Genomic DNA, 26842 nt, shown 5'->3' with positions numbered 1-26842 from the left:
TGCCCCGAGATTCCCTGCCGTGCGGTGCCGCGGAGTCGCGCTCCTCTGTGCCTCCAGCACGCGCACGAGTACTGTGGTGTGAAGGGAATGAAGACCGCTCGCACCGTTCAGGGCGGTGATTCCGGATGCTTCGCGAATACGTGCGGGAGCACACGAACCCACCAGTGTTCGTGATTTCGGGTGTCGTCGCAGTGGGGTTCGTGCTGTGGGGCGTGCTCGCACCGGGGAACGTTTCGACGGTCGCGGGCGCGGCGAACGCCTTCATCACCACCTACTTCGAATGGCTGTACATCGTCGCGGCGACGTTCTTCCTCGTCTTCGTCGTTGTCCTGATGGTCAGCCGGTATGGAGCGGTGAAGTTGGGACCGCCCGATTCCACGCCCGAGTACAGCAACCTGGCCTGGTTCGCGATGCTGTTCACCGCGGGAATGGGCATCGGCCTGGTCTTCTACGCGGTGAGCGAACCCATCGCGCATTTCACCGCCCCACCAACCGGCCCGCCCGCGACCGCGGAGGCGGCGCAGAACGCGATGAGCTACACGTTCTTCCATTGGGGTCTGCACCCGTGGGCCATCTACATCGTGCTGGGGCTGTCGTTGGGCTACTTCGCCTTCCGCAGAGGACTGCCGCTGCGTCCTGCAGCCGCGCTGTACCCGTTGCTCGGTGAACGGATCAACAGCTGGGTAGGCAACCTGGTCGACATCCTCGCGGTCTTCGGCACGCTGTTCGGTCTCGCGACGTCCTTGGGCATCGGCGGCCAGCAAGTGGGCGCTGGGGTGAGCGCGCTGTTCGGCCTCACCAACGCGACCACGCTGCAGGTGGTGCTCGTCCTGGGCATCACCACGATCGCCGTGGTATCGGTGATGCTGGGAATCGACAAGGGGATTCGACGGCTGTCGCTGGCGAACCTGTGGCTGGCGTTCGGTTTGATGCTGTTCGTGTTCTTCGCCGGGCCATCGCTGGACTTGTTGAACACCATCGCCGCGAACGCCGGGCACTACCTGCAGAACCTGGCCGGGCTGAGCCTGCAGACCTTCCCAGGCGACAGCGCTGCGCAGGAATGGCAGGCGTCCTGGACCCTGTTCTACTGGGGCTGGTGGATCTCCTGGTCGCCGTTCGTGGGCATGTTCATCGCACGCATCTCCTACGGCCGCACCATCCGGGCGTTCATCATCGGCACCTTGCTCGCTCCCGTCGGCGCATCGATGGTGTGGCTGACGATCTTCGGCAACTCCGCCCTGCAGCTGCTGCTGAGGGACCCGAGTAACCCGCTGGCTGGTGCCAGTCCGGAGTCCGCGCTGTTCGTCCTGCTCAACCAGCTAACGGTGCCAGAAGTCGTGTCTGCCGTGGCATCCGTCGTGGCGATCCTGGTGGTGGTGCTGTTCTTCGCAACATCCTCGGATTCCGGCTCGCTGGTGGTCGACATTCTCACCAACGGTGGCGATCCGCATCCGCGGTGGCAGCAACGACTTTTCTGGGCTGTGCTGGAAGGCGTCATCGCGGCCGTTCTCCTGCTCGCGGGTGGAGCGGCGGGCGGCGAGGCCCTTAGCGCGTTGCAGACGGCCTCGATCGTCGCTGGACTGCCGTTCTGCATCGTTCTGCTGTTCCTGTGCCTGGGGCTGGTTCGTGGCTTGAGAACCGAAAGATTGGCGGCCCTGGCTCTCCATCCTCCTCAACCCCTGACCGACCTTCGCCGGAGTTCGCAACGCCGGAACCGTCCGTCACCACCCCGTGACGTGGACTGATCTCGTGCACCGGCCGCGCCTTCCAGGCCCGGCGGAATGTTGGCTGCGCAAGCTCTTTCCCGCATTCGGATGCGTTGGCGGCGGCTACGTCTCGGCCCTCCGGTAGGCGGCGTTGCGCAGTCGAAGGACCACCGACGCCGTACATGCCGCGAGCAGGGAGGCCACGAGCACCGCGAGAGTGACGTGCTCGCCGCGTTCGGTCCCGGCGCCGAAGGCCAGGTCACCGATGAGGAGTGAGACGGTGAAACCGATTCCGGTGAGCAGCGCCAGTCCCAGGACATCCCACCACGAGAGGTTCTCGTCGAGCGTTGCCCGGGTGAGCTTCGCCATCGCGAAGGTCGATCCAAAAACGCCGACCAGTTTGCCCATCACCAAGCCGGCGATGACACCGAGCGCAACGGGATCGGTCATCGCATCGACGAGTTGTCCGCCTCGCAGCGGGACGCCTGCGGCGAACAGCGCGAACAGGGGAACCGCGACCGCCGCCGAAATCGGTCGCCACACGTGCTCGAACCGATCCGCGAGGCCCGGCAGCGTGTCCCGCTTCAGAACCGGAACCGTCAAGGCGAGCAGGACGCCGGCAATCGTGGCGTGCACACCCGAGGCATGAACCAGCAGCCACGCTGCCAACGCCAGCGGCAGCAAGGCCCACCACCAAGTCCTGCGGATCTGCACGAGCAGACCGAACACCGCAATCGGAGCCAGCGCCGACAACAGCAATGCGAAGTCGACATTGCCGGCGTAGAACACCGCGATCACGGCTATCGCCAGCAGGTCGTCGACTACTGCCAGGGTGAGGAGGAACGCCCGCAGGCCGGTGGGCAGGTGCGAACCGATCACGGCCAGAACGGCCAAGGCGAATGCGATGTCGGTGGCCATGGGTATCGCCCAGCCGCGCAAAGCTTCCCCACCGGTGTTGAGGTTGAAGGCGACGTAGACAACGGCCGGCACGATCATCCCGCCAACCGCGGCCACCACGGGAACCGCTGCCCGTTGGGGCTCCCGGAGATCCCCGGCCACGAACTCGCGCTTCAGCTCCAGCCCGACGACGAAGAAGAAGATCGCAAGCAGGCCATCCGATGCCCATCGCCCGACCGAGATGTCCAGGCCGAGGAATCGGCCGCCTGGCCACGGAACCCATCCCACCACGGACTCGTAGCTCTGCCCCCAAGGCCAGTTCGCCCAGCCCATCGCGACTACTGCCGCGAGCATCAGCAAACCGCCGCCCACCGACTCAGCGCGTAAAACCTCGGCAACTGTCCGGTTCTCCACCTGGGACAGTCGAGGAAACAAGCGCCGCGTCACCGAGCGCTTCGGATCATCCGCACCGCAGCCACCCACGTGGACCTCACCCCGGCACCAGATCTGGGCAAGGGCCAGGTGCGTCGGTAGCCATCAATATCACCGTTACGATCAAGCTGGCCTGAGCACGCTACCGCTCATCATGGTCTGCGGGTCGACCCGCAACATCCTTCAAGTAATACATATAAGCAAATCCGCCGACCACAAGGCATATGCCCAGCAGCACCAGCGCAGGCAGGCTCACGACGATCCCGCCCAGCAGGGAGACGAAACCAGCGACCATCGTTGCCGAGAGCAGCCGCAACCGCCGGTCAGGAGGGGACCTCACCGGCGCCTCCCGGACGTATGCTGCGAGCCCCGGATCATTCTCCTCGAACCAGAGCTCGATCTCCCGCAACTGTCGTCGCTACCGTCGGCTCAACATCGCGAGCCCCCGAACGCTCGCCCACCCGCACTACCCGGCGCCGACCAACGGCAGTCGGGATCTCGGATGCCTGTTAGACCGCACCTTCGATGCTGGTCTCCCATCCGCTCGGCTCCTGGCAGCGTCGACCTCAGGAAAAGACGGCACGCCTTCCTTGCCGGTAGCCGGCAGCCATCGTGTCGGTGAATCCCTACTCACACCATAAGTACTCCGCATCTGCGTGGCAGATCAGTGCTGTCTGCTCGTGCGCTTGCGAACCGCTGAACGAGGTTGCAGGCTGCGCGCAATACCCACGAGCGCGACCAGGAGAGCACCGGCCAGCGCTGCGAACACCATCGCCACACCCAACGGCATGCTCCCCTGCATCCCGAGGAAGTGGACGGTGGCGCTCGCCGAGTTCTGCACGATGAAGACAAGCAAGAAGCCCAGCACGATCGCGGCGATCACGATCACGCCCGACAAGACGCTGGCCCGTGTGTGCTGCGGGCTGGTGTCCATGCTCTCGTGGACGGCAGGGCCGGAAGGGCCAGTCCTGTCGCTGAGCCGGTTCTCATTCGACCCCTCGTGTCTCTCCATGGCCGATCACCCCTGCCTTTTGCCATCCCTCGCCGAGTTCCCAGCGACCGCTCGGTCCAACGACTGTGCTGAGTCGTAACGCGTCGTTACCCAGTTCGATGAGTACTGCCCTGGCTGGTAAGACGAGCCCAGTCGCTTGGCGACGATCCCGCCGAGTTGGTAATCCCGGGCTATTGAAAGCACTTGTGCCGAAGAGATGTCCCGGAAGTGCGGCGGCACCGCCACATGTGGGTACCGGTGCAGGCCCAGGCTGGCCAGCACCGAACGGCGCACCTGGTACGGCTCCGCCAACAAGCTCGTCCCGTCCAGCCAAAGCACGTCGAACGCGATGAAGCAGGAAGCTCCCCGGCGCCCGGCCTCCCTCCGGGGGCCGTTGACCCACGATGACCGAAAAGCGAAAGTCCATGTCCGCTCGTCGAAGTCGGCCAGCACACCATCCAGCACCATTTCCCGGTCGTTGCTGAGCGCACGCAGAAGTGCCGCCGAGTACGCCTGCGTCATCCAGTTGTCCGCGCGGTCGATGAGTTCCACCACGTTGCGCTCCACCAATGCCAGGCACCTTCGCCCGCTCCAACGGAACTCGTACGCCCACTCCAATCCGTTCGGAGCCGCGCCGTTGACGGCCAGCATCGGGGTCAACCGGTGAACCGGACCGCGCTCCGCGGCGATCACCTGCTGTCCGCTGCTTCGTAAGAACCCCATCACCTCGACCTCGCGAATCGGACGTGCAGGTACGCGTTGGCGCAGCGCGGGCAGAAATGGGGTCCGAAGGACCAAGACGTGCCGCGCCAACCACAGCGGTGCAACTCGTGCCACCGTGTCGGCCATTCGTCGGCGGCGCTGATCCAGTTCCATGTGGCGTGCCCGCACCCATCGCACACGACTTTCAGCGCAGCCCGGTCACCTCGCGACGACCGACTAGCTTCCTGCTCCTCCGGAATCACGGTCATACCTGCTCTTTTCCTCGACACGATCTGCTCCGGCCCCTTGCCATCGACGGGAAAGCACTCATCCCGCTGCACGGCTCCTCACCGAAACAGCCACGTCCTTTACGTCAGTTATGTGCACTTCTACAAGTAAAGAGTGGGCGTGATGGAACGGAAGGACAACGTGCGCCGTCGGCCATGTTCGGCGGAGCTTCGTTTCATCGGCCATGCAAGATCCGCATGTCCGCAGGCGCGCCTCAGGCCCAGCAGCCGATGAGTACGCCAAGCAATCGGCTCCGCCTCGGCTCCGAGGTGGAGGATGGCGGGCGGCGCATCCACCTTGCCGGAATGCGGCAACAAGACGTCGCTGTTTTGGGTGCCTCGGTGCCTTGTTTGCACCGATCCAGCAGCGCACGGTGTATGTAGCGTTCGCGATGGGCTTCCGGAAGAGGGACCGGCATGGGCGAATGGGTCATCTGGCTGATAGCCGCGGTGGTACTGGGCATCGCGGAGATCTTTACTCTGACAGCAGCGCTCGGGATGCTGGGCGCCGCCGCCTTGATCACAGCCGGGTCCGCGGCGATCGGTCTTCCACTGCCCGCCCAACTCGCGGTCTTCGCCGTCGCTTCCGCGGCCGGTGTCCTACTCGTGCGGCCAGCTGCGCGTCGCCACATGCTCCGCCCCGAATCCCAGCGCTTCGGTGTGGAGGCTCTGATCGGCAAGTCCGCCTACGTCCTGCAAGAGGTGACCGGTCACAGCGGCAGGATCCGCCTCAACGGCGAGGAGTGGACAGCACGTCCCTACGACGACGCGGTGGTGATCACGGCCGGCACCACTGTCGACGTCATGCAGATCAGCGGGAGCACCGCCATCGTCTACCCACGGGAGTGATCCATGGAAATCTCAGCCGCGTTGCTCGCCGGAGTGCTCCTCGCACTGTTAGTCGTCGTCACCGTGCTCCGGGCGGTGCGGATTGTGCCGCAAGCACGCGCGCGCAACGTCGAACGGCTCGGCCGCTACCAACGCACGTTGCACCCTGGACTCAACTTCGTCATTCCGTACATCGACCGGGTCTACCCCAAGATCGACCTGCGCGAGCGGGTCGTGTCGTTCAAGCCGCAGCCGGTCATCACCGAGGACAACCTGGTCGTCGAGATCGACACCGTGGTGTACTTCCAGGTCACCGACCCGCGTGCGGCCGCCTACGAGATCGCCGACTACCTGCAGGCAGTCGAGCAGCTCACCGTCACCACGCTGCGCAACGTGGTCGGCTCCATGGACCTGGAGCGCACGCTGACCTCCCGGGACACCATCAACAGCCAGCTCCGCGGCGTGCTGGACGATGCCACCGGCAAATGGGGGCTGCGGGTCAACCGCGTGGAGATCAAAGCCATCGACCCGCCGCAAACCATCAAGGATGCGATGGAGAAGCAGATGCGGGCCGAACGGGACAAGCGTGCCGTGATCCTGTCGGCTGAAGGCAACCGCCAATCGCAGATCCTCTCCGCCGAGGGCGAGAAGCAAGCCGCCGTGCTGCGGGCCGAGGGGAACCGCTCCGCGGAGATCCTCAAGGCGGAAGGCCAGGCCCGCGCCATCGACCAGGTGTTCCAAGCTGTCCACCAGAACGACCCCGACCCCAAGCTGCTCGCCTACCAGTACCTCCAGGTGCTGCCACAGCTCGCCCAGGGCGCGGGCAACACGTTCTGGGTGATCCCGGGCGAGGTCACCTCCGCACTCCACGACGTCTCGCGCGCGTTCACCGAGGCCCTGCCGAAGTCCACCGCCACTCGCGAAGGCCCCTCCGACGAACCGACGGCACAGGCGGCGGAGGACGCGGCACGAGCGGCCGAAGCCGCCGAAGCGGCGGTGGCCGCTGCAGCGGAGACCAATACCGCTCATCGAATCGCGTCGCCGCGGTCCGCGCCAGAGGCCGCCCCCGGACGTGATGAGCAACGATCGCATCACGCCAGCGGCTAGCGTTCCCGGCCGGACGATTCCCGTGTCGAGGAAGCTGATGTCACGCCCGCTGCAGGAGTACGGACTGCTCGGCGACACGCGCACCGCCGCTCTGGTCGCATCGGACGGCACGATCGATTGGCTGTGCTTTCCGCAGTTCGATTCGGGCGCCTGCTTCGCCGCTCTGCTGGGTGAGCCGCAGCACGGCCGCTGGGCGCTGGCACCACGCAGCCCCTTCCGCACCGTGCGGCGCGCTTACCGCGAGGACAGCCTCGTGCTGGAGACCACCATGGCGTGCGCCGAAGGCGAAATCCGGGTCGTGGACTGCATGCCGATCCGCAACGACCACGCCGATCTGGTGCGCCGCGTGGAAGGGGTGCGCGGGCGGGTTCCGATGCGAGTGGCCATCAACCCGCGCTTCGACTACGGCAGCGTTACTCCGTGGATCCGGCCGGAAGGACATCGAATCCACGTGCTCGCCGGGCCCGACCGCCTCACGTTGGACACCGACGTGGAGCTGTCGCTGGCGGGCGCCGCGATGTGCGGCGAGTTCAGCGTGCCGGCCGGATGCAGCGTCGACTTCCGACTTGCGTGGACGGCCTCCGAACAGAAGGCCCCCGCACCTCTCGGTGTCGGTCGAGCGGTCGAGGTCACGACGCGTTGGTGGCGCGAGTGGGCCGGGCGATGCCAGTACCGCGGCGAGCTCCGGAACGCGGTCATGCGTTCCCTGATCACGCTCAAAGCGCTCACGTACGCCCCGAGCGGCGGCATCATCGCCGCACCCACCACATCACTGCCGGAGAAGCTCGGTGGCGTCCGCAACTGGGACTACCGCTTCTGCTGGATCCGCGACGCCACGTTCACGCTCATGGCACTGCTCACCGCGGGCTACGCGGAGGAAGCACGGCAGTGGCGGGAATGGCTGCTGCGGGCCGTTGCCGGCAGCCCGCAGCAACTGCAGATCATGTACGGCCTCAACGGCGAGCGCCGGCTTCCGGAACTCGAGTTGGACTGGTTGCCCGGGTACGCCGGCTCTCGCCCGGTCCGAGTGGGCAACGACGCGGCCAACCAGTTCCAGCTGGACATCTTCGGCGAGCTCATGGACGCGCTGCACCAAGCCCGCACGCACGGGATCCCACCCGATCCGGACGCCTGGCGGATGCAGCGCGCCCTCATGGACTTCCTCGAGTCGAACTGGAACGAACCCGACAACGGCATCTGGGAAGTGCGGGGCTCACGGCAGCACTTCACGCACTCCAAGGTGATGGCCTGGGTGGCCGTCGACCGCGCCATCAAAGATGCGCAGGCATTCGGGCTCCCCTGCCCAGCCGACCGATGGAAACGGATCCGCGCGGACATCTTCAACGAGGTGTGCGAGAAGGGCTACGACACCAAGCGCGGCACCTTCACCCAATACTTCGGTTCGCACTCGCTCGACGCCGCACTGCTCACCTTCCCCGACGTCGGTTTTCTGCCGGCGGATGACGAGCGGATGCTCGGTACGGTGTCGGCTGTGGAGCGCGACCTTTGCGAGAACGGCCTCGTGAGGCGCTACTCGATGGATGACGGATCGCGCCTCATCGACGGCCTACCCCCGGGTGAAGGCGCCTTCCTTGCATGCACTTTCTGGCTCGCTGACAACTACGTGCTTCGGGGCGACAGCACTCACGGCCGCAGGCTCTTCGATGACGTGCTCGCACTGCGGAACGACCTCGGGCTGCTGCCAGAGCAGTACTCCTACGAGAATGGCCGATTCCTCGGGAACTTCCCCCAAGCTCTGTCGCACATCGCCCTGATCAACACTGCTCTCGGCCTCGAAGATCGTCGCGCGGGCGGTCAGGAGCATGTGTCACGACCGCGCCCACGCATGCATCAACCCAGCAACCCCTGGACACAATGGACTACGAGGTTCCTCACCCATTGAGAGCCTGCATCACATCACCAGTCCGGCAAACACATGGACCACTACGGTCGATGTCCCACCACGGCGACCGATAGCGTCCGCCCCGGGCTTCGGCCGGCTACTCAGCATTCGTCCGCGGCTGGAGGTACCTCCCGAACGGGATGAGGAACAACGCCAAGACCGCACCGAAGACGAGGTGCGCTGCGAGTTCGAACGGCTGGTTGGCGCTCGTGTGGAAGGCCGACCAGTACTCGACGAATCGGCTCAGGACCTGGAAGTTGATCACGTACAGCACGCCGCCGTAGAGCAACCCCAGAGCGGCGACCGTTCGCCCACCGGCCCATCCCTGGGTTATCGCTGCGAAGAGAATGCCGAACAGGATGCTCAGGACCAGGTGGATCGCCATGCCGATCCAGACCGTACCGCTCTCCGGCGGCGGCCCTTGCGCCAGCGTTGCGATCATCTTGAACGGAGCGAATGGATCCATTCCCGTCGAGGTGGCGAACCACGAGTTCAGCGCGATGAACGCTACCCCGGCGATCAAACCGCCCGCCACGCTCATCGCCATCCGCACGGGCATCGAGGTGACAGGCACAGCTTCTGCACTCATTGCTGTTCCCCTCAGGCCGTTGTCGCTTCCCACACCTTGGGGTTTGCCGTCGCTTGCAGGGTGGAAACCATTGCGGCTCGTTCCTACGTTCAGCGTGGAATCGCGTTGATCACACGGAGAACGGCACCGTGGGCGCAGTGGGTGGGCACGTCAGGTTCGAGGCGTCCGCGCACCACGACAGTGGCTCCCGGCCGCACGATGGCCGGATCTCCATCGATGAGCACGTAGTGCCTACCGTCCTCCTCACCGGTCAGCAGCCGGCAATCCGGCTGCTGACCGGCCCGCACGATACCCGTGACGGTGATCTCCTTGCCAGCGTCGTGCTCTGGACCGTCCATCGGTGGTGGAGGAGTTCCTTCGACGGGAGGTTGAGGTGTTGATGTCCCGGCAGGACACGCTGCAGGCGGTGGTTCGTCGCCAACCCGGGTGGGCTGCACCTTCGCCTCGACCGTGACCTCTCCGGCTTGTTCGAAGGTGAGTGTGATCGGGAATGTCGTTCCGGGCCGCACCACCTGTTTGAAGCCGTCGATCTCCAGCGAGTACGGCGTCCCGCCGCCCGGCAACTGCCCAGGACCGACCGGCACCGAGCCTTGCGGTATCAGCGGAATGCGGTCGACCACTTCGGCCTCACCGTCGCACGCGCGATCCCAGCGCAGCAGGACCCGCTGGGCCTGTTCACTCCGGGCACTGATGAGAGCGTCCGGTTGGCGGGCTTCGTTGTACAAGGCGAAGTACGCCATCGCTCCGCCTCCGGGTCGGTAGGCGGCCTCCGTCGCAGCGAGGTGGAGGTTGCGCACGAGTACGTCGCCGACCCTGGCGTTCGTACCGACCGTCTGGCTCTCCCAGAGCTCCTGGGGATTGCACCCGGTCATCAGCGCCGTGAAGACACCCGCTGCTACGACCGTTCCCAGCTGTCGCGACCAACCAATCCAGATCCTCATGTTCAGCACCTACCCCTTTCGCCCGCCGCGCATGCTGCCGACCCGGTCGCGGAGCCCGAACCTGGCCGCAGCGCCGATCCCTCGGCCGATCGTCGCCTCCTGGTTACCGAGTGGGAGTTCCCCAAGGGCTGGGCGTGTTGACCAAATCGGCTCCACCGGTGGGCGATTGCAGAGCCAGTCCGTGCCAAGCCGCCGCACGAGCGATGTCACTGGGCGAGACGATGCCGACGAGGGCACCGTTTTCGAAGACGAGTGCGCGCCCCTCAGCACAGCCGTTCATCCTGGCCAGCAGGTCCACCAACGGTTCATCAGATGTCGCGGTCGGAACCTCGTCCAGGGGGCAGGCGATTCGCGCCAGCGTTGTGCCCGACCGTTCGGCTGGGTCGACCTCCCGAATTCGGGTCAGCGTCACAAGTCCGATCACGCCGTTCGACGCGTCCTTCAGCGGATAGGTCGCATGGGGCCATCCGAGTGCTGCCCGGTGAGCGAACTCCGCCACTCTCTCCCGCGAACCGGCGGTGTCCGGATCGGGGGTCATCACATCGCGGACTCGCAGCCCGCCCAAGGAAGCGATCAGTTGCGCCTGCCGTTCCTCCGCCCCCGCGATGGCGACGACGAACAGGCCGATGAAGATCCACCACAGGCCGCCGACGGTCCTGGTGAACAGCTGCAGCACCCCGAGCACTACCAGCGCCATGCCGAAGACCCGGCCGGCCCTCGCGCTCCACACGGTGGCCTTGAGCCGGTCCCCGCTCCAAGCCCACAGCGCTGCGCGCAGCACTCGCCCGCCATCCAGGGGCGCGGCGGGAACCAGGTTGAACACAGCCAGCACACCATTGATGAACGCAAGATAGCTCGCGCCGCCCACGACGAGGGCTGGCAAGCGCACCGATGCGAACAGCAGCGCGAGCGCACCGAACGCAAGAGCCAGTACCAAACTCACGAGCGGGCCCACTCCGGCGATCCGGAAATCCGCACCTGCGGTCTTGACGTCACCGCTTAGCCGTGCAACTCCACCGAGCAACCACAGCGTGATGCCGTCAACGCGCATGCCCTCGCGAAGGGCGACCACCGCATGGCTCACTTCATGAGCGAGCAAAGACCCCAGGAACAAGCAAGTGATCAGGAAGGCGCCGACGGCGTAAGCAACCAGCGAGTAGCCGGGGTACGCCGCGGGCAGCAGACCGGCCCCCAATCCGAACAGCAGCAGGAGGACGATCCCGAGCACACTCCAGTGCAGACCGATCTCCACACCCCGGAGGTGCCCCAGGTGGATGGTCGCTGTCATACCCGCAGCACCGTCCCTTCCACGCACATCGTTTCACTCCCCAACGCCCCGAGGAACGGAGCCGGCCACGCACAGCCGCCCGGACGTCCGCGCCGTCGGCGCGCTGACCGGCACATTCCAATTCTGACCGTCAGCCATAGTGGACACAACGAAGTAAATGCCCCGCACTCGCCGCAGTCGCTCCACATCCGGACGAAGAGCGCGGCAGGCTGATTCCACACCTGGCACCAGGTACCCGCGGCCCTCGTTTGCCCACGACTACCACGGGAACCCTTGATACAAATGGCCACAGCACCTGGCAGAGGTCTCGCAATGGCTTCGACGAAGGAACGCATCGTGGTGGGAGTCGACGGCTCGCCAGAATCGCGCGCTGCCCTGCGACTGCGGTACGGCGACAAGGTCGGGGATGAAGTAGGAGCAGTGGCCCTCTGGCGAGTCGAGCCGCCTTTCGCCGACAAGCTCACCAAGCCGAAGGAGGAATACGCAGCCGAGGCTCGGGCCGCGTTGGAAACCACGTTGGCCGAAGTGCCGCAACTCAGCACGGCCTGTGTCTTAAAGCCGGTTCTGCACCGCGGTGTCCCCGCGGACGTCCTGCTCGACTATGCCAGGCACACCGATCTCATCGTCCTGGATGACAAAGGTCGGGGCCCGCTGGCGGGTCTGGGGCTCGGTTCCGTCGTGGCAGAGTTCCTCCGCCACGCCCCGTGCCCGGTCGTCCTCGTCAGGCCAACCGAGTCCGGCTGAAAAGCGGCAATCATGCTCGCAATCGATGAGCGCGCACCTTGCGGTGGTCGTGCGGGATGGCGGATGCTGCTCGTCTTCCTCCTCTCGGAGATCACGTTCTTCGCAGCATCACTGATCACGCTTCTGTTCCTCGCCGCCGCCGGTTACCGGTCCCACAGCGGGACAGTTCCCGCGGCACCACTGCTGGCCGCCCTCACCGTCCCCGGTGTGCTGGCGGCTCTGACCGCGCTCTGCGGCACAACATTCCTTGGCTCGGGCCCGCGGAAAGCGCGCATCCGGCGAGAGCTGGCAATCCGCTGGAGCTGGCGATCCCTCGGCATCGGCTTCCTCATCGGCGTCGCAGGGCTGCTGCTGACGCTGCCCGCCGCGTACTTGTGGTCCCAGCTGGTCGGCCCCGAGCACGACGGTTCTGCGGTTGGCGAGGCCTTCGGCGGAAAGAAACTCGCACCACCAATCGCCACTGCCATGTTCCTGGCGGTATGGCTGCTCGCGCCCGTCTACGAGGAGCTGCTCTTCCGCGGCGTCCTATGGCGCATCTTCGAACACTGGCGGTGGAATCGGTGGTTCACGTTGGCCATAACAACGCTGATCTTCGCCATCGCGCACCTGGAACTGCTGCGCGCCCCGCTGCTCGCGGTGGTTTCAATCCCGGTCGGACTTGCCCGGCTGATCACCGACAACCTGGTGGCCAGCGTAGCGGCCCATCAGGTCAACAACTTCCTCCCGGCGCTGTTCCTCTTCCTCATCGCCACGGGTAACGGGGCTACGGCTTGAACTCCGGAAATCTTTCCTGCTTACTTCCTCCTCGTCCTGCGCAGGACACGTGCGCTTCCGACCAGCGCCACGACGAGGGCTGCCGCTACGGCTGCGAACAGCATTGCCAGCGCAAGCGGGAGAGTTCCCTGCACGGTGAAGAACTGGACGGTGACCCGCTCACCGTTCTGCAGGATGAACACCAGCAAAGCGGCGAGCACGATCGCCGCCGCAGCGATGGTTGCCACCATGCCACTTGCGTTGTCCTCGCTGTTTTTGTGCCTGAGTACTCCCATGCCGACCAGTCCGATCATGCAACGAAGTTGTTCAACGAGTTGAGTTTGGCATACCCGGAACTCTGTTCGTGTAAACTCTTTACGGGCGCAACGCAGCACGACGGAAGCACCACTGCATTACACCTGGCACAGATCTTGGCGATGCACGCCTATGGCCGTCGACACGTCCTAGCGGAGGGCCTTTCCGCGTTGGGGGTCCACCAAGGACTCATGCGATGAGGCACTCTGATCGCAACGCTGCCATCGATTCCACCAATCCTCTTCCGTGGGCTCGTTCGCCACTTCGGCGAAGGCATTGAGCACGGTGGTCACCCCACGTCCGTTGCGTTCGCCGGTCGGCAACGACCGCAGCAATGCGCGGATCTCCGCGCGGCGCAGCTTCATCGCCTGCCCCAGAAGTGCCTTGCCATCGCAGGTCAGCCCAATCCAGGTCGCGCGAAGGTCATCTCTCCGCTGCGTGCGTACGACGAGCCCCTTCCCGACCAGCCGATCAGCCAACCGCGTCGCGGTGGAAGTTGCTACCCCCAGTTCCTGAGCCAGGTCACTGGTGCGCTGCGGTCCCAGTGACACCAGGGACACGAGCGCTCGGTACTGGGACAGCGTGACATCGCTGTCGAGCCTGGCCAAGCTTCTGGCTGTAACGGCGACCATCACTCGTGCAACGGCCTGGAAGGCGCACAGCAACTCACCTTCCCCGGCACCAGGTGCAGGAGCTCGCGACATGACCGCTCCGTTCGGTCGCTTTCATGCAGACCTGCAAACAAATGCTGGCACGCTCGCCTTCGTCGCACAACGCCACGGCTTTCGCGGCAGTGTGCCGCGCCTCGCGGCGCGATGCAGGAGGCACAGGGCTCTTTCAGATCATCGGCACAGACGACGATAGGCCCTGGTGGAGGGAGCTAACGGCTCGCCTCTGAGCCGCTGTCGCGTCGGTGACCGCCTTGGAGCGCGATCAGTGCCGGCACCAGGTAAGAACGGACCACGAAAGCGTCCAGCAAAATGCCCACGCCCAGAGCGAACGCCAGCTCGCGGAACTGCGCGAGAGGCACGAGAGCGACGAACCCGAAGCTAGCCGCCAGGGCCAGCCCTGCGGCGATGATCACCCGTCGAGAGCTGGGTACGGCCACGGCGATGGCTTCGCTCAACGGTCGCTCACGAGCCTCAGCCCGAACATAGCCAACGCTGAAAATGCTGTAATCGGAGCCGAAAGAGATCAGCAGAGCCCCGGCTGCGAACGGAACGAAGAAGATGAGCCCCTCCGACTCGGTGGCATAGTCGAACACCAGCGTAGTCAGGCCGAGTGTGGCGGCCACGGACAAGAAGCCGACGCCGAGCAGGTACAGAGGTACAACCCACGCTCGTAGGAACATGGCGAGCAGCAGTAGGTCCACGACGGCGACAGCGAGCGCGACGCGCAGGATGTCGGAACGCGCACTGTCGATGAGTGACAGCCCTAGAGCTGTATCACCTGCGTAGGACAAGGCGCCGCCGTCCAATCCTGACTCCGCCACGAGCCCCGGCATTCGCTCGGTGAGGTGACGCAGGTGCTCGACCGCCGCGGCACCGAGCGGGTCGGCGTCGAGAACCACCAGGAACCGGGCGAAGTTGCCGTCAGGGGCGAGGAAAACTCCCACCTGCTGGCGAAGCGGTGCCGGCAGTGTGAAGTCCGCGGGCCCGAAAACCCTGGCAACGCCTGGTTGGTGGTCAATCCCGCGCTGCAGCGCTCCGAGTTCCGAGAGGTCGTCGGCGACACCTTGCCGGTGCACGATGATCTCGGTCGGCGACAGCACCCCGGGTGCGAATCCGGCTGCCGCCCCCTCCCACGCCACCCGGACCGCGTTGTCGTGTGGCAACGCCGTCATCGGTGAGAAAGACTCCCGCAGATCCCGGAGCGGTAGGGCGGCCACCACCAGCAACGCGATGATGCCGCCGGCCACGACCGCAGCACCACCACGGCGGGTCAGCAGCCGCACGCCCCACCTGGCGTCGCGGCGTTGCTCTTCGATGAAGCGCTGGCGAGGCCGACTCGGCCAGAAGACCCAGCGACCCAGCACGGCTAGCAAAGCCGGCACCAGCACGATCGACACGACCAGGGCGGCCAGTACGGTGGCGGCCAGCCCCGGGCCGAAAGCTCGGAAGATCGCCGTTCGCGAAACGATGAGGGCGAGGACGCCTCCTGCGACCGTGAAGCCCGCGACAACGACGATGGGCACGTACTCCGCCACGGCTCCCCGAACTGCGGTCCGGCAGTCGTCACCGGCTCCCAACCGTCGTTCCAGTCCTGCGATCAAGAAGATCGTATAGTCCGTCGACACGCCGAGCGCCAACGCGACCAGTACCGGCTCCAGCTGAGCGGGCGCGGTGAACCCGGCGAGCTCGACTCCGGCAGCCACCACTCTGTTGGCGACCACGTAGGCAACCACAGCAGTGACCAGCGTGACGGCTGGGACGAGCACAGACCGGAAGGTGAAACCCACTATCAGGGCCACGGCCACGATCGAACCGATCTCCACCCAGCGCGCGTTGTCGTGGACCAACCCGGCCTGTTCGATCTGGAGCGGTGCCGTGCCGGTGACCCCAAGCAGGTGGTCTGGGTCTTCCGCCCTGTCGATCGTCGAGGCGTATTCGTGCGCCGCCCGATTCTGCTCCCCGAAATCGGCCCCAGGGTCGGTGAACAGGTAGGTGACAGCCGTGGTCGTGCGCCCAGTGCCATCAGGCACGAGTTCGGGGCGGTTGAGGACCGGCAATGCCAACCGGAGACTACCTTCGGAACCGCCCTGCAGGGCTTGCTTGTTGACAGCCAACGCGCGCAACACAACACGCGCCTGGGCATAAACGTCCAACCCGTCAGGACTGTGCTGGACGACCGCTGCTCGGGTCAGCAACGGTAGCCTGAACTGCTCGACGGCCTGGACCTGAGCTCGGATGGCTTTCGACTCGGTGCCGACCACACCGGAGAGCCCCAGACCGGTTTGCGCCAGCGGCGGCAGAAAGCTCACCGCGGCGAAGACCGCGCCCGCCAGCGCCGCGAGAACCAGCCAACGTCCCGCCACCACGGCTCTCGCGTAGCGCCATGCCCATCGGCGATGGACCGGATTCGCTTTCCGGTTCTCACTCACCGCTCTGGTCAACCTTCGGCCAGCACGGAGGAACGTCGATTCCGAGGCGTCGGAGTTGCGCTGCGGCAAGCCGGTGGTAGCGGCCTTCGGCCACGTCATGCCACGGCGTTCGCGTGATCCCTTTCAGGTCCTGGAGACCGAGCCCGAGGAGTGCCGCCCACGCGAGCTGTTGAACCAGCACGGGATCTTCCTCCTGCCGCATGAGCTTCCCAACGCGATGAAGCGTGCGAAACCGCCTGATCCGTCCTGGGAGGTAAGTCATGCCGAGCGGAGCGATTCCGATCAGCGCCACCGCAGCGCCTCCCACGGGCGCGATGATCTGGATCGCACGCTCAGCGCGAGCGACGTCTGCGCGCATGCTCGCGGCTGTTCCGTGAATGCTGCTCGCCAGATGCTCCACTTGAGGGCCGACGACGGGGATCCGCTGCAGCAACGAGACACCGTCGCCCGCTTGGTCCAGCGCAGCAGTCGCCTGAGTCAGGCCCGCAGTCAGCTGCGAGAGCGTCCACAGCTGGAATGCCGCGAAGCCCCCGAGCGCGATGAAGAGCAACGCCCAGGACCCAGCAGCAACATCGAGAAGCCGCTGTGTCCGGCGATCGGCCAAGAGAGCCAAGCCAACCGCATTAAGCACATGCCCACCATGCCAACTCGCCGAGCTCGGCGCGACCTGTCACGCTCTGCCCAGGATGGAAAACAATGAGGGACCGGAGTCGAATCGCCAACCTAGGAGAAGCCGCCGCGGTCTGCTGGCACTGATCATGCTCGTCGTGCTGATCGCGGGCTTCGTCGGCGGGTACGCCTTCGGCACCTTCCGCGAGTCAGCCGAAGTCAGTGAGCCACCGGTGAGTGTTCCGGCCCCTCCTCCGCTGGAGCGCGAACGCGTTCCGTGCGCGGCCGCAGCCGATGTCGGCAGAGCGCTGCTGGCTCAAACCCAGCGGGCAGCCGAAGCAATCGGCCAACTCGATCCGCACGCACTTCGACAAGTGCTCGACGAGTACGAACGCCTCCAGGCGCGCCTGGAGCAGGCGATAGCTGCATGCTCCGGATAGGAACGGTTGCAACAGATGCCACTTGCGCACTTTGCACCAGCACGGACACGTCTTCTACAGCGGCAGTCCGGATTTTCCCGCCAGCGCAGACCCGAAGAACCTGTCGGCCCCTGGGAGGCCGGTCATCCGCATCATCATCCTGCGCATGGCCAGGCGCAGCCTCGACTTGGGCAGAAACCACGGCACGAGGCGTCGCCCGACCTGCTGCTTCTCCGCCACTACAGGTCGCCACAATTCCTGGTACCGCTCCAGGGCGGTACCGATCGGCTCTGCCGCCAGCTGCCGCCCCAACACGACAGCTCCTCCGACCGCCAAGGAGGCGCCCTGCCCGGCCAGCAACGACACCGCCTGGCAGGCGTCACCGAGCAAGACCACCCGACCGGCACTCCAGCGGTCGATCTGGATCTGCGCGACCTGGTCGTAGTAGAGCTCCGACGCCGGAGGACACTGCGCCAACGCACGCGGCGCAATCCAGCCCAACGACGCGTACTTCCGCTGAACCTCGGCCTGAGGGTCATCCGGCAGGTTGGGATTGTCTGTGCGGTGCACTGCGAACACCGCCACGCGTCCGTCCCGCAACCCGTAGAACCCCATCTGCTGCTCGACGGTGTCGGTCAGGCAGAACCGATCTCCCACCAACCGGCTCACTTCCCGGTCCTCGAAGGTGTAAGCAACCGTGTGGAAACCGAGGTACCGGAGGTAGCGCTCTTCCTCGCCGAAGACCAACCGCCGCACGGTGGAATGGATTCCGTCGGCACCGACCAGCACATCACCTTCGACAGCGGATCCATCCGATAGCGCGACGCGAACACCGTCGGAACCCGATTCGACTCCCACCACGACACTGCCGAAACGCAAGTCTGTTGCATCCGAAACGTGCTCCCGGAGCGCCCGTTCGAGATCAGGCCGCATGATGCTCAGCAGCCTGCCGCCCAGTGAACGAGCAAACCGTTCGTAACCCAGACCCGCACGACGCCGACCGGCTGCGTCCAGGTATGCCGCTTCCTCGACGCGGTATCCCAGCTCGACCAACCTCGGCAGCACACCCAAATGCTCTGCGGCGTCGTAGCCCGGGCCGAAGAAATCGATCATGTAACCCTGTTCGCGGGGACGTCTCGCCCGCTCCACCACCACGACCTCGATGCCCGTGTGCATCAGGCTGCCGGCCAGCGCGAGCCCCGCGATGCCCGCGCCGCAGATCACGACCTTCACATCCACCGCCTTCCGTTGGTGTTACCCGCTTTGCTCGTCGAGCGAGGTGACCAATCGCCGCAAGACCGGCGCCAACTCCTCAGCACCTGAATCCGGGATCAACGCCCGGTGCAGCAGCACACCATCCACCGCCGCAGCCAGGATCGACGCGGTAGCAGCCGGCGCGCCGTGTCCGTGTTCGGCGAGCCACGCCGCCAGCTCTCGCCGAAGCCCTCCGAGCTGCGCAGCAAGCCTTTCACGCAGTTCTTCATCCCTGGTCGCGGCGAGATATGCCTCGACGAACAGCAAGGAGGCCGCATCCATTCCGTCGTAAGCGTCGAGTCGGCTCACCAGCATGTCGAGTCCGGCGGCCAGGTCCTCGGCCTGCTCCAGAGCGGGAAGCACGGAACTCAACTCGGTACTCATCGCATCAACGACTGCTTCGCGCAGGAGCGCCTGCAATGACGAGAAGTGGTAGTGGACAAGCCCGGGAGTGACACCAGCACGTTCCGCGACCGAACGCGTGCTGACGGCATTCCAACCGAGTTCCGGGATGAGCTCGACGGCCGCGCGCAGCAACCGCCGACGAACATCGCGCCCCCGCTCCACCGACGTGGCCGACATGACACCTCGCTTGGGCGATCGCCTTGGACAACTGACCAAACCGACGATATCTCCGCGCGCACCACTTCCACAACCGTTCCGGAATTGCGCGGGCCGCTTCGGGGTACCAGGGAAAGGTGACTAAGCATTCGTCAGCCGTCATGCTGCTTGTGTGGCTTCTTGTGATCTCGTCAGGCTGTACTGCCGCACCCCACGACGCGACGCCTCCGAGCCCCCAGCAGGAACCTCAGAGCACTGAACTTCCCGCCGTCGTTGAGCGGGCTGCGCCAGCCGTGGTCACCGTGAGCGCCGGACAGAGCACCGGAAGCGGCGTCACGTATCGCGACAACATCGTTTTGACCAACGCACACGTCGTAGGAGAAAGCTCCCAGGTGGAGATCACCTTCGCCGACGCCACTCGCACCCCAGGCCAGGTTCTGGCCACTGACATTGTCACCGACCTCGCCGTGGTGCGAACCGAACGCACCGGCTTGCCACCGATCCACTACCGCCAAGAACTACCCCTCCCAGGCGAAACCGTCATCGCTATCGGAAGCCCGCTCGGGTTCGAAAACACCGTCACCGCCGGCATCGTTTCCGGACTGCACCGCGAAATCCCCGGATCGGCTAGGCAAACCCAAGCCCTCGTCGACCTCATCCAGACCGATGCCTCGATCTCGCCGGGAAACTCCGGGGGCGCGCTGCTGAACACCCGCGGCGAAGTGGTCGGGATCAACAATGCCTACATCCGACCGATCACCGGAGCAACCTCGATCGGCTTCGCCATCCCCACGTCCACCGCGGTGGACGTGGCTGACCAACTCCTGGAACACGGCAGAGCGGTCCACCCGTACCTCGGCGTTTCGCTCGGCCAAGTCACTCCAGCGATAGACACCGCACTCGGGCTACCAGTCGACCACGGCGCCATCGTCCTAAGCGTGGATCCGCGCGGACCATCCGAAGCCGCCGGAATCCAGCCGGGCGATGTGATCGTGACGTTCGCAGACAGACCAGTTCGCACGGTCGAGGACCTCTTGGCGCTCATGCGCGGAGTCGAGCCGGACCAACGCGTGCAGATGACCGTGATCAGACAGAACCAGGAGAAGCAACTCGCCATCACCATCGGCGAGAATCCCGGCTGACGCACGCCGCCTACCGCGCGCCGTTCGAGGTGGTCGCTGCCGCCAGCCTCCAGGGCTCTCCGCTCGAGGAAGCCTCATCATCTGCCATCCCTGCGAATGGCGGCACGAGTTCCCGGACGCTGCGATCCGGACCTGTCTGCGCGGTCTTCGGCAGCCTGCCGGATCACCAGGTCGCCGAAGAGCTGCGGAGCCAGTTCGAAGGCGAGCCACCAGACGAGTTGCGCGAGTAGTTCACGAAGTGCCGACCAGCGGGCATCGACCAGGTGACCGAGCTGTTCCAAACCGCTGCCCGCCGCCTGAACGGCTTTGTCTGACCCCAGCCTGGTGGCGCCCACGCCAACCGAGATCTACGGCATGGTTCTACACACCGTACGGCGCTTCGTCGGAGACTTGGGTGAGCTCGCCGACTATAGCGCCGTCAGGAGCGAAAGCAGCTTGGACTGGGGCGCTGATCAGACGATCCGCCAGTCCGAAAGTGATCAGTTCCGCCGGATTCCTGTTGGCGCTGCTGTATTTTCGGCCTGCCGTCCGTCACCGCGTCCTGCGAAATCCCTGGGTTCGATCAACGGCGAGAACGCGCTAGTGATTCGAGCCTCCTGAATGTGTTTCGTTGATGATTTCCGTAGCGCCAGCTGCGAGGTCCGACACTCGTCGGTTGATCACCATGGCCGAGACTGCGATCGCCTGCTGGTCAGATGAGTTCCAAGCCGCCGTCGACGGTGAGTACTTGGCCGGTGAGCCAGGTCGCGGTGGGGTCGGCCAGGCGAAGGATCCAGTCGGCGACCTCGTCAGGCTCGCCACGGCGGCCGAGTGGGATGCGGGCAGCTTCGTCCCGCTTGATCTGTTCGACGACCGTTTCAGACAGGCCGGCGGCGGCCAGCGCCTGGCTTTCGGTGGGCCCGGGGGCGACTGCGTTGACGCGCACACCATCGGCTGCCAACTCCACCGCCCAGCTGCGGGTGAGCTGCTCGAGGGCGGCCTTGGAGGCGGCGTAGTGCGCGGCGCTGGGCAGCGGCCGGTGGCCGTAGGTGCTGGAGACATTGACGATTGTGCCCTTGGTCTCGCGCAGGTACGGCAAGGCGGCGCGGGCCAACAGGCTGGGCGCGGTGACGTTGAGGTCGAGGAGGCTGCGGATGCCGTCGGCAGTGGTCTCGGCCAGCGGCATCACCCTGGTCGCACCGGCGTTGTTCACAAGGATGTCCAGGCGCCCCCATTGACCGGTTGCCACGTCGACCACTTCTTGCGGTATGTCCGGAGCACGCAGGTCAGCGGAATGCACAGCGATCCCGGAATGTCCCGCAGCCGTCTCTTCCAGGGCCTCCCTCCGGCGCCCGACACCAAGTACACGGGCCCCGGCGTGGGCAAAGGCTCGGGCGACGGCCCGGCCGATTCCCGACCCGGCGCCGGTGACGACAACGACCTTGCCAGTGAACTCCTGGTGCAACTGGCTACTCAACCCATACTCCTTGTTCGATGTTCAACGAACTTCGAAAAAGTTAGCATGGTTGCCATGAAGCATGCTCAGCATCCGGATCCAGGCGAGATGACCCTTATCGGGGTGATGGCGGCGCTCAGCGACCCGATCCGCGTAGGCCTGGTGCGCGTGCTTGCCGATGGCCTCGAGCGAGGCTGGGGGGAACTTCGTGCGCCGGTGGCCAAATCGACCCTCAGCCATCATCTGCGCGTGCTGCGCGATGCCGGCGTCACACGGACCCGCCAGGAGGGCACCCGTTGCTTCGTCGAGCTACGCCGCAGCGACCTGGAAGCCCGATTCCCCGGACTCCTGAACGCCGTGCTCGACGCAGCGATCAATGACCATGTCGGCGCCCAAGTCGGGCTGTCCGACGGCTCAACAGGAGCCTGACTGAACGAGAGCGGCCCCTAACACATTCCAACGACCTCGAAACGCTGATCCTGGATCACAAGGCCGACCTGTCGGAGCTGCACGAGATTCTGGCCTGCCACGATAGCCGCCAGCGGCGGTTCTGCTGACAGAGGCGCTGGATGAGCGGGTCCGCCAAGCACTGATCAACTGGCTGCGGCTGGTGGTCGACGCAATGGAGACGCGGACCGATCTGTAGGAGTTCCGGCTCGACGGGAAACCCCAGCGGTCGCCCCGATGAACGACTCCGCATCAGACCGGCGCTGGCGCCAACTCTGTGGGCGAGGTGTCCCAGCAGGCTCTGCATGGCGGTGCGCTGATCTACAAGTACCGAAACGATCCACTGCCGACTCCAGCGACGGCACCAACCTCCCCACGGCAGTCCGCAAACGGACGAGCTGGATGCCTAGCGGTTGGCGTGACCTTGACCGCATCGTTGCCCTTGCCGACAACCTCATCCGCCCTGGTGAGACGCGGCGGACACAGCGTAGGTGTAGGTCGACCGTAGTCTCGAGCGGACGGCTTTCGCTGCCATCGAGCGCCGCGGCATGATGCTCGACTGTGCTGCTGCGACTGGCCTACCTGGCTGTGACAAACGCGTTCGCCATGCTGCGTCTGCTGCTGATGAGTGACCGGGCCAAGGACATCGAGATCCTGGCCCTACGCCATCAGATCACAGTGCTGGAGCGGCAACTTGGTAAGCAAAGGGTGCGGTTCACCCCAGCTGATCGAGCGTTTCTGGCGGCGCTACTGCACCGGTTACCTCAGAACCTGCTGCGCAGGCTGCGGTTGCTGGTGCGTCCCGACACAGTGCTGCGGTGGCACCGCGATCTAGTCGCACGGCGCCATGCGACCTTTCCAAGCCAAAGCACCCTGGCCGGCCACGCACCGTCCGCTCCGTCCGAGTTTTGGTGCTGCGCCTGGCAAAGGAAAACCCGAGCTGGAGAGACCGCCTACTTCACGGCGAATTGCTCGTCCTGGGAATGAAAGTGGCGGCCTCGACTGTGTGGGAACTCCTCAAGGAGGCGGGGATAGACCCGGCGCCCGAGCGTGCCTCCAACACCTGGGCGGACTTCCTGCGCTCCCGGGCCGACGCTTTGCTGGCGTGTGACTTCCTGGAAACGGTCACACTGTCCGGTGCGAGGAGGTACGTTCTCGCGGTGATCGGGCACACTACCCGGCGAATCCGGATCCTGGGCGCCACCGCACACCCGACCGCATCCTGGGCGACACAAGCCGCCAGGAATCTCGTCATGGACCTCGAAGACGCCAGCTGCCGGGCGAGATACACGATCAGAGACCGGGACGGGAAGTTCCCCGCGCTGTTCGACGCGATCCTCAAGGACGCGGGCATCGAGGTCGTGCTCACCGGGATCCGTGTGCCCCGCATGAACTCCATCATGGAGAGATGGGTGCAGACATGCAGGCGAGAGCTGCTGGACCGCACGCTGATCTGGAACCAGCGCCATCTCCTTCACGCCCTACGCGAGTTCGAGAGGTTCTACAACGAGCACCGGCCCCATCAAGGCATCGCCAACGCCCGCCCGCTATGCCCACTCCCCCAACCGATCACCGACCCCGAACAGATCAACCGACTTGACATACGAAGGCACGATCGCCTCGGCGGCATCCTCCACGAGTACCGGCATGCCGCATGACCAAGGCGGATGAGATTCTCGGCAGAGGCAGGGGCGCGCAGCGGGCGCAGCCCACCGGCCAGCTCAGGGGCCAGGAACGAATAGCGGCCCAACACATTGATGTGGTGCCGCACGAACGGGAAAGTCGTGCAGCGACGTCGTCGCGGACCTCGTAGCCACCGGCGCGGAGTTCGGTGATCGCGGCGTCGAGATAGCGGGTGTTGAACAACACGATCGCGTTGAGCACCAGCCCGAGGGCACCGAGCTGGTCAACGGGACTTCCATGCCTTTGTAGTAGCGCTGGCACAGTTCGCCGCACTGGCCGTGGAAAATCCGCCTCGCAAGGGCGTGGCGGCCTTCCTGGAGGTTGGCCTGGAAGTACTCGACGATCCACTCGTACTCCGAAGCGGTTCGCGTGTTCTGCCGGTTCATCACCGATCCGGCCTACGAATAGTCGGTGACGTGCGAAGAACGGTTCGGCACGCACCCGATCCAAGTCGTACACGAGTGGAACACCGCCGTGCACATCCAGGACCACGAGACAAACCCGAAAAAGCGCGCGCGGACCCGACACTGACGACCACGGACAGAGTGATCGCCTGGCGTGTAGCGGCTCCAGGTGGCGCCAACCTGGTTGGCGAGGCGGGCGGTAGTGACGGGGTGGATCACCCACAGCTGCACGCCCACGAAGAGTCCACCGTAGGCCACGCCCCACAGGGCGATGACGAGAGGAAGAACAGGTTCACGCTCGAGTCGAGCCTCACGTCTGATTCAGCGTCCAGACTAGAGCGGCGGGGACAGCCATCACCCCGGCGCGGGGCACCAAAGTTAAACCAGGAAATGGGTAAAAAAGGGTCAAGAAGAGCACGAACGTTGCCCCTAGAGATGGGTCGACCTACTACCTTTGACCTGCGGTTTTATCGACTTCCATCGGCAGAATCGGCGTAGAACCCACCCTCGATCGACTTCGCCGGCGAACGTCACCGCCAACGCTTCGGGCCGCAATCCCGAGCCGTCGCAGGCCGGGCACGGCAGCACCTCCACGTACTGCAGGGCCCGGTTGCGCAGCGTCGTGCTCTGGGTGGTCGCCAGCGTGTGCAGGACGTATCGGCGGGCGCTCTGGTAAGTGCCCTGGTAGGGGCGCTGGATGCGGTCCGCCGTGCGCTCGGGGTGCACCGTGACGACGGGCTGCTCGTCGGTGAACAGGATCCACTCGCGGTCGGCCTGGGGCAGCTCGCGCCACGGCCGGTCGACGTCGTAGCCGAGCACGGCCAGGATGTCTCGGTAGTTCTTGCCCTGCCAGGCACCCGGCCACGCGGCGATCGCCTTCTCCCGGATGGACAGCCCCGGATCCGGCACCAGCGAGGCCTCGCTGACCTCGTGGATCCGGCCGAGGCCGTGGCAGCGCGGGCACGCGCCGGCTGGCGTGTTCGGCGAGAAGGCGTCCGAGTCAAGCCGCTCGGCGCCGGCGGGATAGGTACCGGCGCGGGAGAACAGCAGTCGCAGGGAGTTCGACAGCACGGTGACGGTGCCCACCGTGGAACGGGCCTGGGCCACGCCGCGGGCCTGCTGGAACGCGACGGCCGGCGGCAATCCCGTGATCTCGCGGGCATCGGGCGTGCCGGCCTGGTCGATGAGCCGCCGCGCGTACGGCGCGACCGACTCCAGGTACCGCGCCTGCGCCTCGGCGTAGACGGTGCCGAACGCCAGCGATGACTTGCCCGACCCCGAGACGCCGGTGACGGCGACCAGCGCGTCGCGCGGGAAGTCGACGTCGACCCCGCGCAGGTTGTGCACCCGCACTCCGCGCAGGCGCACCATCGAGCTGTCGTGGTCTGGCACTGCTGCGTCCTCACAGGTAGATGAATCGCGGGCCACCACACGCTACCGAGCAGGAACCGGAGGCGCGCCACGCCCTCCAGGGCCTGAGATGTCCCGGTGACCCCGCTCACCGAGCGACGATTCCGCGCCGTGCCGGGAGTCACACCTGGCGGAAAACGCGCTCGAACGAAGGAGAAGCCGTGCAGGACGACGTCTGGGCGATGGTGCACGCGGAGCGTGCCGCGCTGCTCGATGACCTCGCGCACCTCGATGAACGGCAGTGGTCGGAGCCGTCGCTCTGCGAGGGGTGGACGGTGCACGACGTGGTCGCCCACCTGGTCGACTCGGCGCGGACGACGCGCCTCGGGTTCGTGGCCGGCCTCGTCCGGGCGCGGTTCGACTTCGACCGCCAGAACGCGCGCGGCGTGGAGCGCGAGCGCGGCGCCACGCCGCAGGAGACGCTGGAGCGGCTCCGGCAGGTGGCGTCGCGGACGTCGACACCGCCGGCGCCGCTCGACAGCCGGCTCGTGGAGGAGGTCGTCCACGGCGAGGACATCCGCCGTCCCTTGGGACTCACCCGCCACTACCGACCGGAGGCCGTGGTCCGGTCGCTCCGCCTGCAGGCCCGCACACCGGCGTCCTTCGGCGGGGCCAAGGAACTGATGTCCCGCATCCGCCTGACGGCGACGGACGCCGACGTGTCGATCGGAAACGGCCCGGAAGCAACCGGAACCGCGCTTTCCCTGCTCCTGGCGATCTCCCGTCGCCGAACGGCGCTGGAAGACCTCGACGGACCGGGGGTCGCGGAGCTCGCGGCACCTGCCTGACGATCCGCCTTCGACGGGCCCGAATCCCGGATCTCCGCGCGATCAGCATCAAGCGACCCCGCGCGCACGGCCGCCGCAGCGGATCCGGGAACGCCCATTCCGGGGTT

At 65.7% G+C, this 26842-nt stretch carries 29 protein-coding genes; 12 read left to right on the top strand and 17 right to left on the bottom strand.

Features of this window, described 5'->3' with window-relative positions; genetic code table 11:
• Positions 1-164: 164 nt before the first annotated feature.
• A complete protein-coding gene (locus E1288_RS05395; RefSeq protein WP_235883356.1) occupies positions 165-1745 on the top strand; it encodes a BCCT family transporter in 1581 nt (526 codons plus the stop codon).
• Positions 1746-1829: 84 nt separating this feature from the next.
• On the opposite strand, the gene nhaA is transcribed toward E1288_RS05395, so the two are convergent.
• From nhaA to E1288_RS05375, 4 genes are all read right to left on the bottom strand, one after another.
• On the bottom strand, positions 1830-3038 hold the full coding sequence (nhaA, locus tag E1288_RS05390; protein ID WP_235883355.1) for a Na+/H+ antiporter NhaA: 1209 nt from the start codon (positions 3036-3038) through the stop codon (positions 1830-1832).
• 139 nt (positions 3039-3177) lie between these two features.
• Entirely contained in the window at positions 3178-3444 is a 267-nt protein-coding gene (locus E1288_RS05385) for a DUF3040 domain-containing protein (protein WP_235883354.1), read from the bottom strand.
• A 255-nt stretch (positions 3445-3699) separates the two neighbouring features.
• Positions 3700-3969, bottom strand: coding sequence for a lipopolysaccharide assembly protein LapA domain-containing protein (locus E1288_RS05380; RefSeq protein ID WP_408012964.1), 270 nt, complete (start codon positions 3967-3969; stop codon positions 3700-3702).
• 84 nt (positions 3970-4053) lie between these two features.
• Positions 4054-4902, bottom strand: a complete 849-nt coding sequence (locus E1288_RS05375; RefSeq protein WP_132481643.1) for an ATP-dependent DNA ligase — start codon at positions 4900-4902, stop codon at positions 4054-4056.
• Between the two features lie 530 nt (positions 4903-5432).
• Here E1288_RS05375 and E1288_RS05370 point away from each other — a divergent pair.
• Genes E1288_RS05370 through E1288_RS05360 form a run of 3 tightly spaced genes read left to right on the top strand, consistent with a single transcriptional unit; the run spans position 5433 to position 8853 of the window.
• Positions 5433-5864 (top strand): NfeD family protein, encoded by a 432-nt coding sequence (locus tag E1288_RS05370; RefSeq protein ID WP_132481640.1) that lies wholly within the window; start codon positions 5433-5435, stop codon positions 5862-5864.
• A 3-nt stretch (positions 5865-5867) separates the two neighbouring features.
• Entirely contained in the window at positions 5868-6950 is a 1083-nt protein-coding gene (locus tag E1288_RS05365; protein ID WP_132481637.1) for an SPFH domain-containing protein, read from the top strand.
• Positions 6951-6987: 37 nt separating this feature from the next.
• Positions 6988-8853, top strand: a complete 1866-nt coding sequence (locus E1288_RS05360; protein ID WP_132481634.1) for a glycoside hydrolase family 15 protein — start codon at positions 6988-6990, stop codon at positions 8851-8853.
• Positions 8854-8950: 97 nt separating this feature from the next.
• Here E1288_RS05360 and E1288_RS05355 read toward each other — a convergent pair whose 3' ends face one another.
• The 3 genes from E1288_RS05355 to E1288_RS05345 all read right to left on the bottom strand — a co-directional run bounded on the left by E1288_RS05355 (position 8951) and on the right by E1288_RS05345 (position 11671).
• On the bottom strand, positions 8951-9442 hold the full coding sequence (locus tag E1288_RS05355; protein WP_132481631.1) for a hypothetical protein: 492 nt from the start codon (positions 9440-9442) through the stop codon (positions 8951-8953).
• 89 nt (positions 9443-9531) lie between these two features.
• Positions 9532-10383, bottom strand: a complete 852-nt coding sequence (locus E1288_RS05350; protein WP_235883353.1) for a copper chaperone PCu(A)C — start codon at positions 10381-10383, stop codon at positions 9532-9534.
• Positions 10384-10486: 103 nt separating this feature from the next.
• The gene (locus E1288_RS05345; RefSeq protein ID WP_132481628.1) at positions 10487-11671 is read right to left on the bottom strand and encodes a site-2 protease family protein; all 1185 of its coding nucleotides are present in this window, start codon (positions 11669-11671) and stop codon (positions 10487-10489) included.
• A 312-nt stretch (positions 11672-11983) separates the two neighbouring features.
• Between E1288_RS05345 and E1288_RS05340 the strand changes: the two genes are divergently transcribed.
• The gene (locus E1288_RS05340) at positions 11984-12415 is read left to right on the top strand and encodes a universal stress protein (protein WP_165967990.1); all 432 of its coding nucleotides are present in this window, start codon (positions 11984-11986) and stop codon (positions 12413-12415) included.
• Positions 12416-12478: 63 nt separating this feature from the next.
• On the top strand, positions 12479-13189 hold the full coding sequence (locus E1288_RS05335; protein WP_132481622.1) for a CPBP family intramembrane glutamic endopeptidase: 711 nt from the start codon (positions 12479-12481) through the stop codon (positions 13187-13189).
• 20 nt (positions 13190-13209) lie between these two features.
• Here E1288_RS05335 and E1288_RS05330 read toward each other — a convergent pair whose 3' ends face one another.
• The 4 genes from E1288_RS05330 to E1288_RS05315 all read right to left on the bottom strand — a co-directional run bounded on the left by E1288_RS05330 (position 13210) and on the right by E1288_RS05315 (position 17187).
• A complete protein-coding gene (locus tag E1288_RS05330) occupies positions 13210-13482 on the bottom strand; it encodes a lipopolysaccharide assembly protein LapA domain-containing protein (protein WP_132481619.1) in 273 nt (90 codons plus the stop codon).
• Between the two features lie 150 nt (positions 13483-13632).
• A complete protein-coding gene (locus E1288_RS05325) occupies positions 13633-14091 on the bottom strand; it encodes a MarR family winged helix-turn-helix transcriptional regulator (RefSeq protein ID WP_235883352.1) in 459 nt (152 codons plus the stop codon).
• 272 nt (positions 14092-14363) lie between these two features.
• Positions 14364-16184: an MMPL family transporter gene (locus E1288_RS05320; RefSeq protein ID WP_408012982.1), complete on the bottom strand. Its 1821-nt coding sequence runs from the start codon at positions 16182-16184 to the stop codon at positions 14364-14366.
• 391 nt (positions 16185-16575) lie between these two features.
• Positions 16576-17187, bottom strand: coding sequence for a hypothetical protein (locus tag E1288_RS05315; protein ID WP_207954186.1), 612 nt, complete (start codon positions 17185-17187; stop codon positions 16576-16578).
• An 82-nt stretch (positions 17188-17269) separates the two neighbouring features.
• On the opposite strand from E1288_RS05315, the gene E1288_RS05310 reads away from it, so the two are divergent.
• On the top strand, positions 17270-17632 hold the full coding sequence (locus E1288_RS05310) for a hypothetical protein (protein ID WP_132481610.1): 363 nt from the start codon (positions 17270-17272) through the stop codon (positions 17630-17632).
• A 54-nt stretch (positions 17633-17686) separates the two neighbouring features.
• Here E1288_RS05310 and E1288_RS05305 read toward each other — a convergent pair whose 3' ends face one another.
• Positions 17687-18844, bottom strand: a complete 1158-nt coding sequence (locus tag E1288_RS05305; protein WP_132481758.1) for an FAD-dependent monooxygenase — start codon at positions 18842-18844, stop codon at positions 17687-17689.
• Between the two features lie 21 nt (positions 18845-18865).
• Positions 18866-19447, bottom strand: a complete 582-nt coding sequence (locus E1288_RS05300) for a TetR/AcrR family transcriptional regulator (protein ID WP_132481607.1) — start codon at positions 19445-19447, stop codon at positions 18866-18868.
• 140 nt (positions 19448-19587) lie between these two features.
• Here E1288_RS05300 and E1288_RS05295 point away from each other — a divergent pair, with 140 nt between their 5' ends.
• The gene (locus tag E1288_RS05295) at positions 19588-20568 is read left to right on the top strand and encodes a S1C family serine protease (protein WP_132481754.1); all 981 of its coding nucleotides are present in this window, start codon (positions 19588-19590) and stop codon (positions 20566-20568) included.
• 77 nt (positions 20569-20645) lie between these two features.
• On the opposite strand, the gene E1288_RS05290 is transcribed toward E1288_RS05295, so the two are convergent.
• Both E1288_RS05290 and E1288_RS05285 read right to left on the bottom strand, forming a co-directional pair.
• Positions 20646-20903 carry a hypothetical protein gene (locus tag E1288_RS05290; protein WP_132481604.1) on the bottom strand — a complete coding sequence of 86 codons (258 nt, stop codon included), beginning with the start codon at positions 20901-20903 and terminating at the stop codon, positions 20646-20648.
• Between the two features lie 356 nt (positions 20904-21259).
• Positions 21260-22024 (bottom strand): SDR family NAD(P)-dependent oxidoreductase, encoded by a 765-nt coding sequence (locus E1288_RS05285; RefSeq protein ID WP_132481601.1) that lies wholly within the window; start codon positions 22022-22024, stop codon positions 21260-21262.
• Positions 22025-22078: 54 nt separating this feature from the next.
• On the opposite strand from E1288_RS05285, the gene E1288_RS05280 reads away from it, so the two are divergent.
• The 3 genes from E1288_RS05280 (at position 22079) to E1288_RS48600 (ending at position 24108) form a co-directional block, all read left to right on the top strand.
• Positions 22079-22432, top strand: a complete 354-nt coding sequence (locus tag E1288_RS05280; RefSeq protein ID WP_235883349.1) for an ArsR/SmtB family transcription factor — start codon at positions 22079-22081, stop codon at positions 22430-22432.
• A 579-nt stretch (positions 22433-23011) separates the two neighbouring features.
• Positions 23012-23437 carry a hypothetical protein gene (locus E1288_RS48605; protein ID WP_235883348.1) on the top strand — a complete coding sequence of 142 codons (426 nt, stop codon included), beginning with the start codon at positions 23012-23014 and terminating at the stop codon, positions 23435-23437.
• Positions 23419-24108: an integrase core domain-containing protein gene (locus tag E1288_RS48600; protein WP_235883347.1), complete on the top strand. Its 690-nt coding sequence runs from the start codon at positions 23419-23421 to the stop codon at positions 24106-24108. Before E1288_RS48605 ends, E1288_RS48600 begins: the two co-directional genes overlap by 19 nt.
• On the opposite strand, the gene E1288_RS05270 is transcribed toward E1288_RS48600, so the two are convergent.
• Positions 24038-24394, bottom strand: coding sequence for a Tn3 family transposase (locus E1288_RS05270; protein WP_456320498.1), 357 nt, complete (start codon positions 24392-24394; stop codon positions 24038-24040). The genes E1288_RS48600 and E1288_RS05270 overlap by 71 nt on opposite strands.
• Before the next feature lie 572 nt (positions 24395-24966).
• Positions 24967-25929: an excinuclease ABC subunit UvrA gene (locus E1288_RS05260; protein ID WP_207954185.1), complete on the bottom strand. Its 963-nt coding sequence runs from the start codon at positions 25927-25929 to the stop codon at positions 24967-24969.
• 179 nt (positions 25930-26108) lie between these two features.
• Here E1288_RS05260 and E1288_RS05255 point away from each other — a divergent pair, with 179 nt between their 5' ends.
• On the top strand, positions 26109-26735 hold the full coding sequence (locus E1288_RS05255) for a maleylpyruvate isomerase family mycothiol-dependent enzyme (RefSeq protein ID WP_207954184.1): 627 nt from the start codon (positions 26109-26111) through the stop codon (positions 26733-26735).
• Positions 26736-26842: the final 107 nt, after the last annotated feature.

Source organism: Saccharopolyspora elongata (genome assembly GCF_004348985.1).
Taxonomy (GTDB): domain Bacteria; phylum Actinomycetota; class Actinomycetes; order Mycobacteriales; family Pseudonocardiaceae; genus Saccharopolyspora; species Saccharopolyspora elongata.
Note: the sequence above shows the minus strand (reverse complement) of the source record. Positions and strands in the feature narration are given on the sequence as shown.

Excerpts from the sequence above, each read along its gene's own strand:
- E1288_RS05380 (WP_408012964.1), bottom strand. The coding sequence starts at position 3,969 with ATGGACACCAGCCCGCAGCACACACGGGCCAGCGTCTTGTCGGGCGTG.
- E1288_RS05375 (WP_132481643.1), bottom strand. The coding sequence starts at position 4,902 with ATGGAACTGGATCAGCGCCGCCGACGAATGGCCGACACGGTGGCACGA.
- E1288_RS05370 (WP_132481640.1), top strand. The coding sequence starts at position 5,433 with ATGGGCGAATGGGTCATCTGGCTGATAGCCGCGGTGGTACTGGGCATC.
- E1288_RS05365 (WP_132481637.1), top strand. The coding sequence starts at position 5,868 with ATGGAAATCTCAGCCGCGTTGCTCGCCGGAGTGCTCCTCGCACTGTTA.
- E1288_RS05360 (WP_132481634.1), top strand. The coding sequence starts at position 6,988 with ATGTCACGCCCGCTGCAGGAGTACGGACTGCTCGGCGACACGCGCACC.
- E1288_RS05355 (WP_132481631.1), bottom strand. The coding sequence starts at position 9,442 with ATGAGTGCAGAAGCTGTGCCTGTCACCTCGATGCCCGTGCGGATGGCG.
- E1288_RS05350 (WP_235883353.1), bottom strand. The coding sequence starts at position 10,383 with ATGAGGATCTGGATTGGTTGGTCGCGACAGCTGGGAACGGTCGTAGCA.
- E1288_RS05345 (WP_132481628.1), bottom strand. The coding sequence starts at position 11,671 with ATGACAGCGACCATCCACCTGGGGCACCTCCGGGGTGTGGAGATCGGT.
- E1288_RS05340 (WP_165967990.1), top strand. The coding sequence starts at position 11,984 with ATGGCTTCGACGAAGGAACGCATCGTGGTGGGAGTCGACGGCTCGCCA.
- E1288_RS05335 (WP_132481622.1), top strand. The coding sequence starts at position 12,479 with ATGCTGCTCGTCTTCCTCCTCTCGGAGATCACGTTCTTCGCAGCATCA.
- E1288_RS05330 (WP_132481619.1), bottom strand. The coding sequence starts at position 13,482 with ATGATCGGACTGGTCGGCATGGGAGTACTCAGGCACAAAAACAGCGAG.
- E1288_RS05310 (WP_132481610.1), top strand. The coding sequence starts at position 17,270 with ATGGAAAACAATGAGGGACCGGAGTCGAATCGCCAACCTAGGAGAAGC.
- E1288_RS05300 (WP_132481607.1), bottom strand. The coding sequence starts at position 19,447 with ATGTCGGCCACGTCGGTGGAGCGGGGGCGCGATGTTCGTCGGCGGTTG.
- E1288_RS05295 (WP_132481754.1), top strand. The coding sequence starts at position 19,588 with ATGCTGCTTGTGTGGCTTCTTGTGATCTCGTCAGGCTGTACTGCCGCA.
- E1288_RS05280 (WP_235883349.1), top strand. The coding sequence starts at position 22,079 with ATGAAGCATGCTCAGCATCCGGATCCAGGCGAGATGACCCTTATCGGG.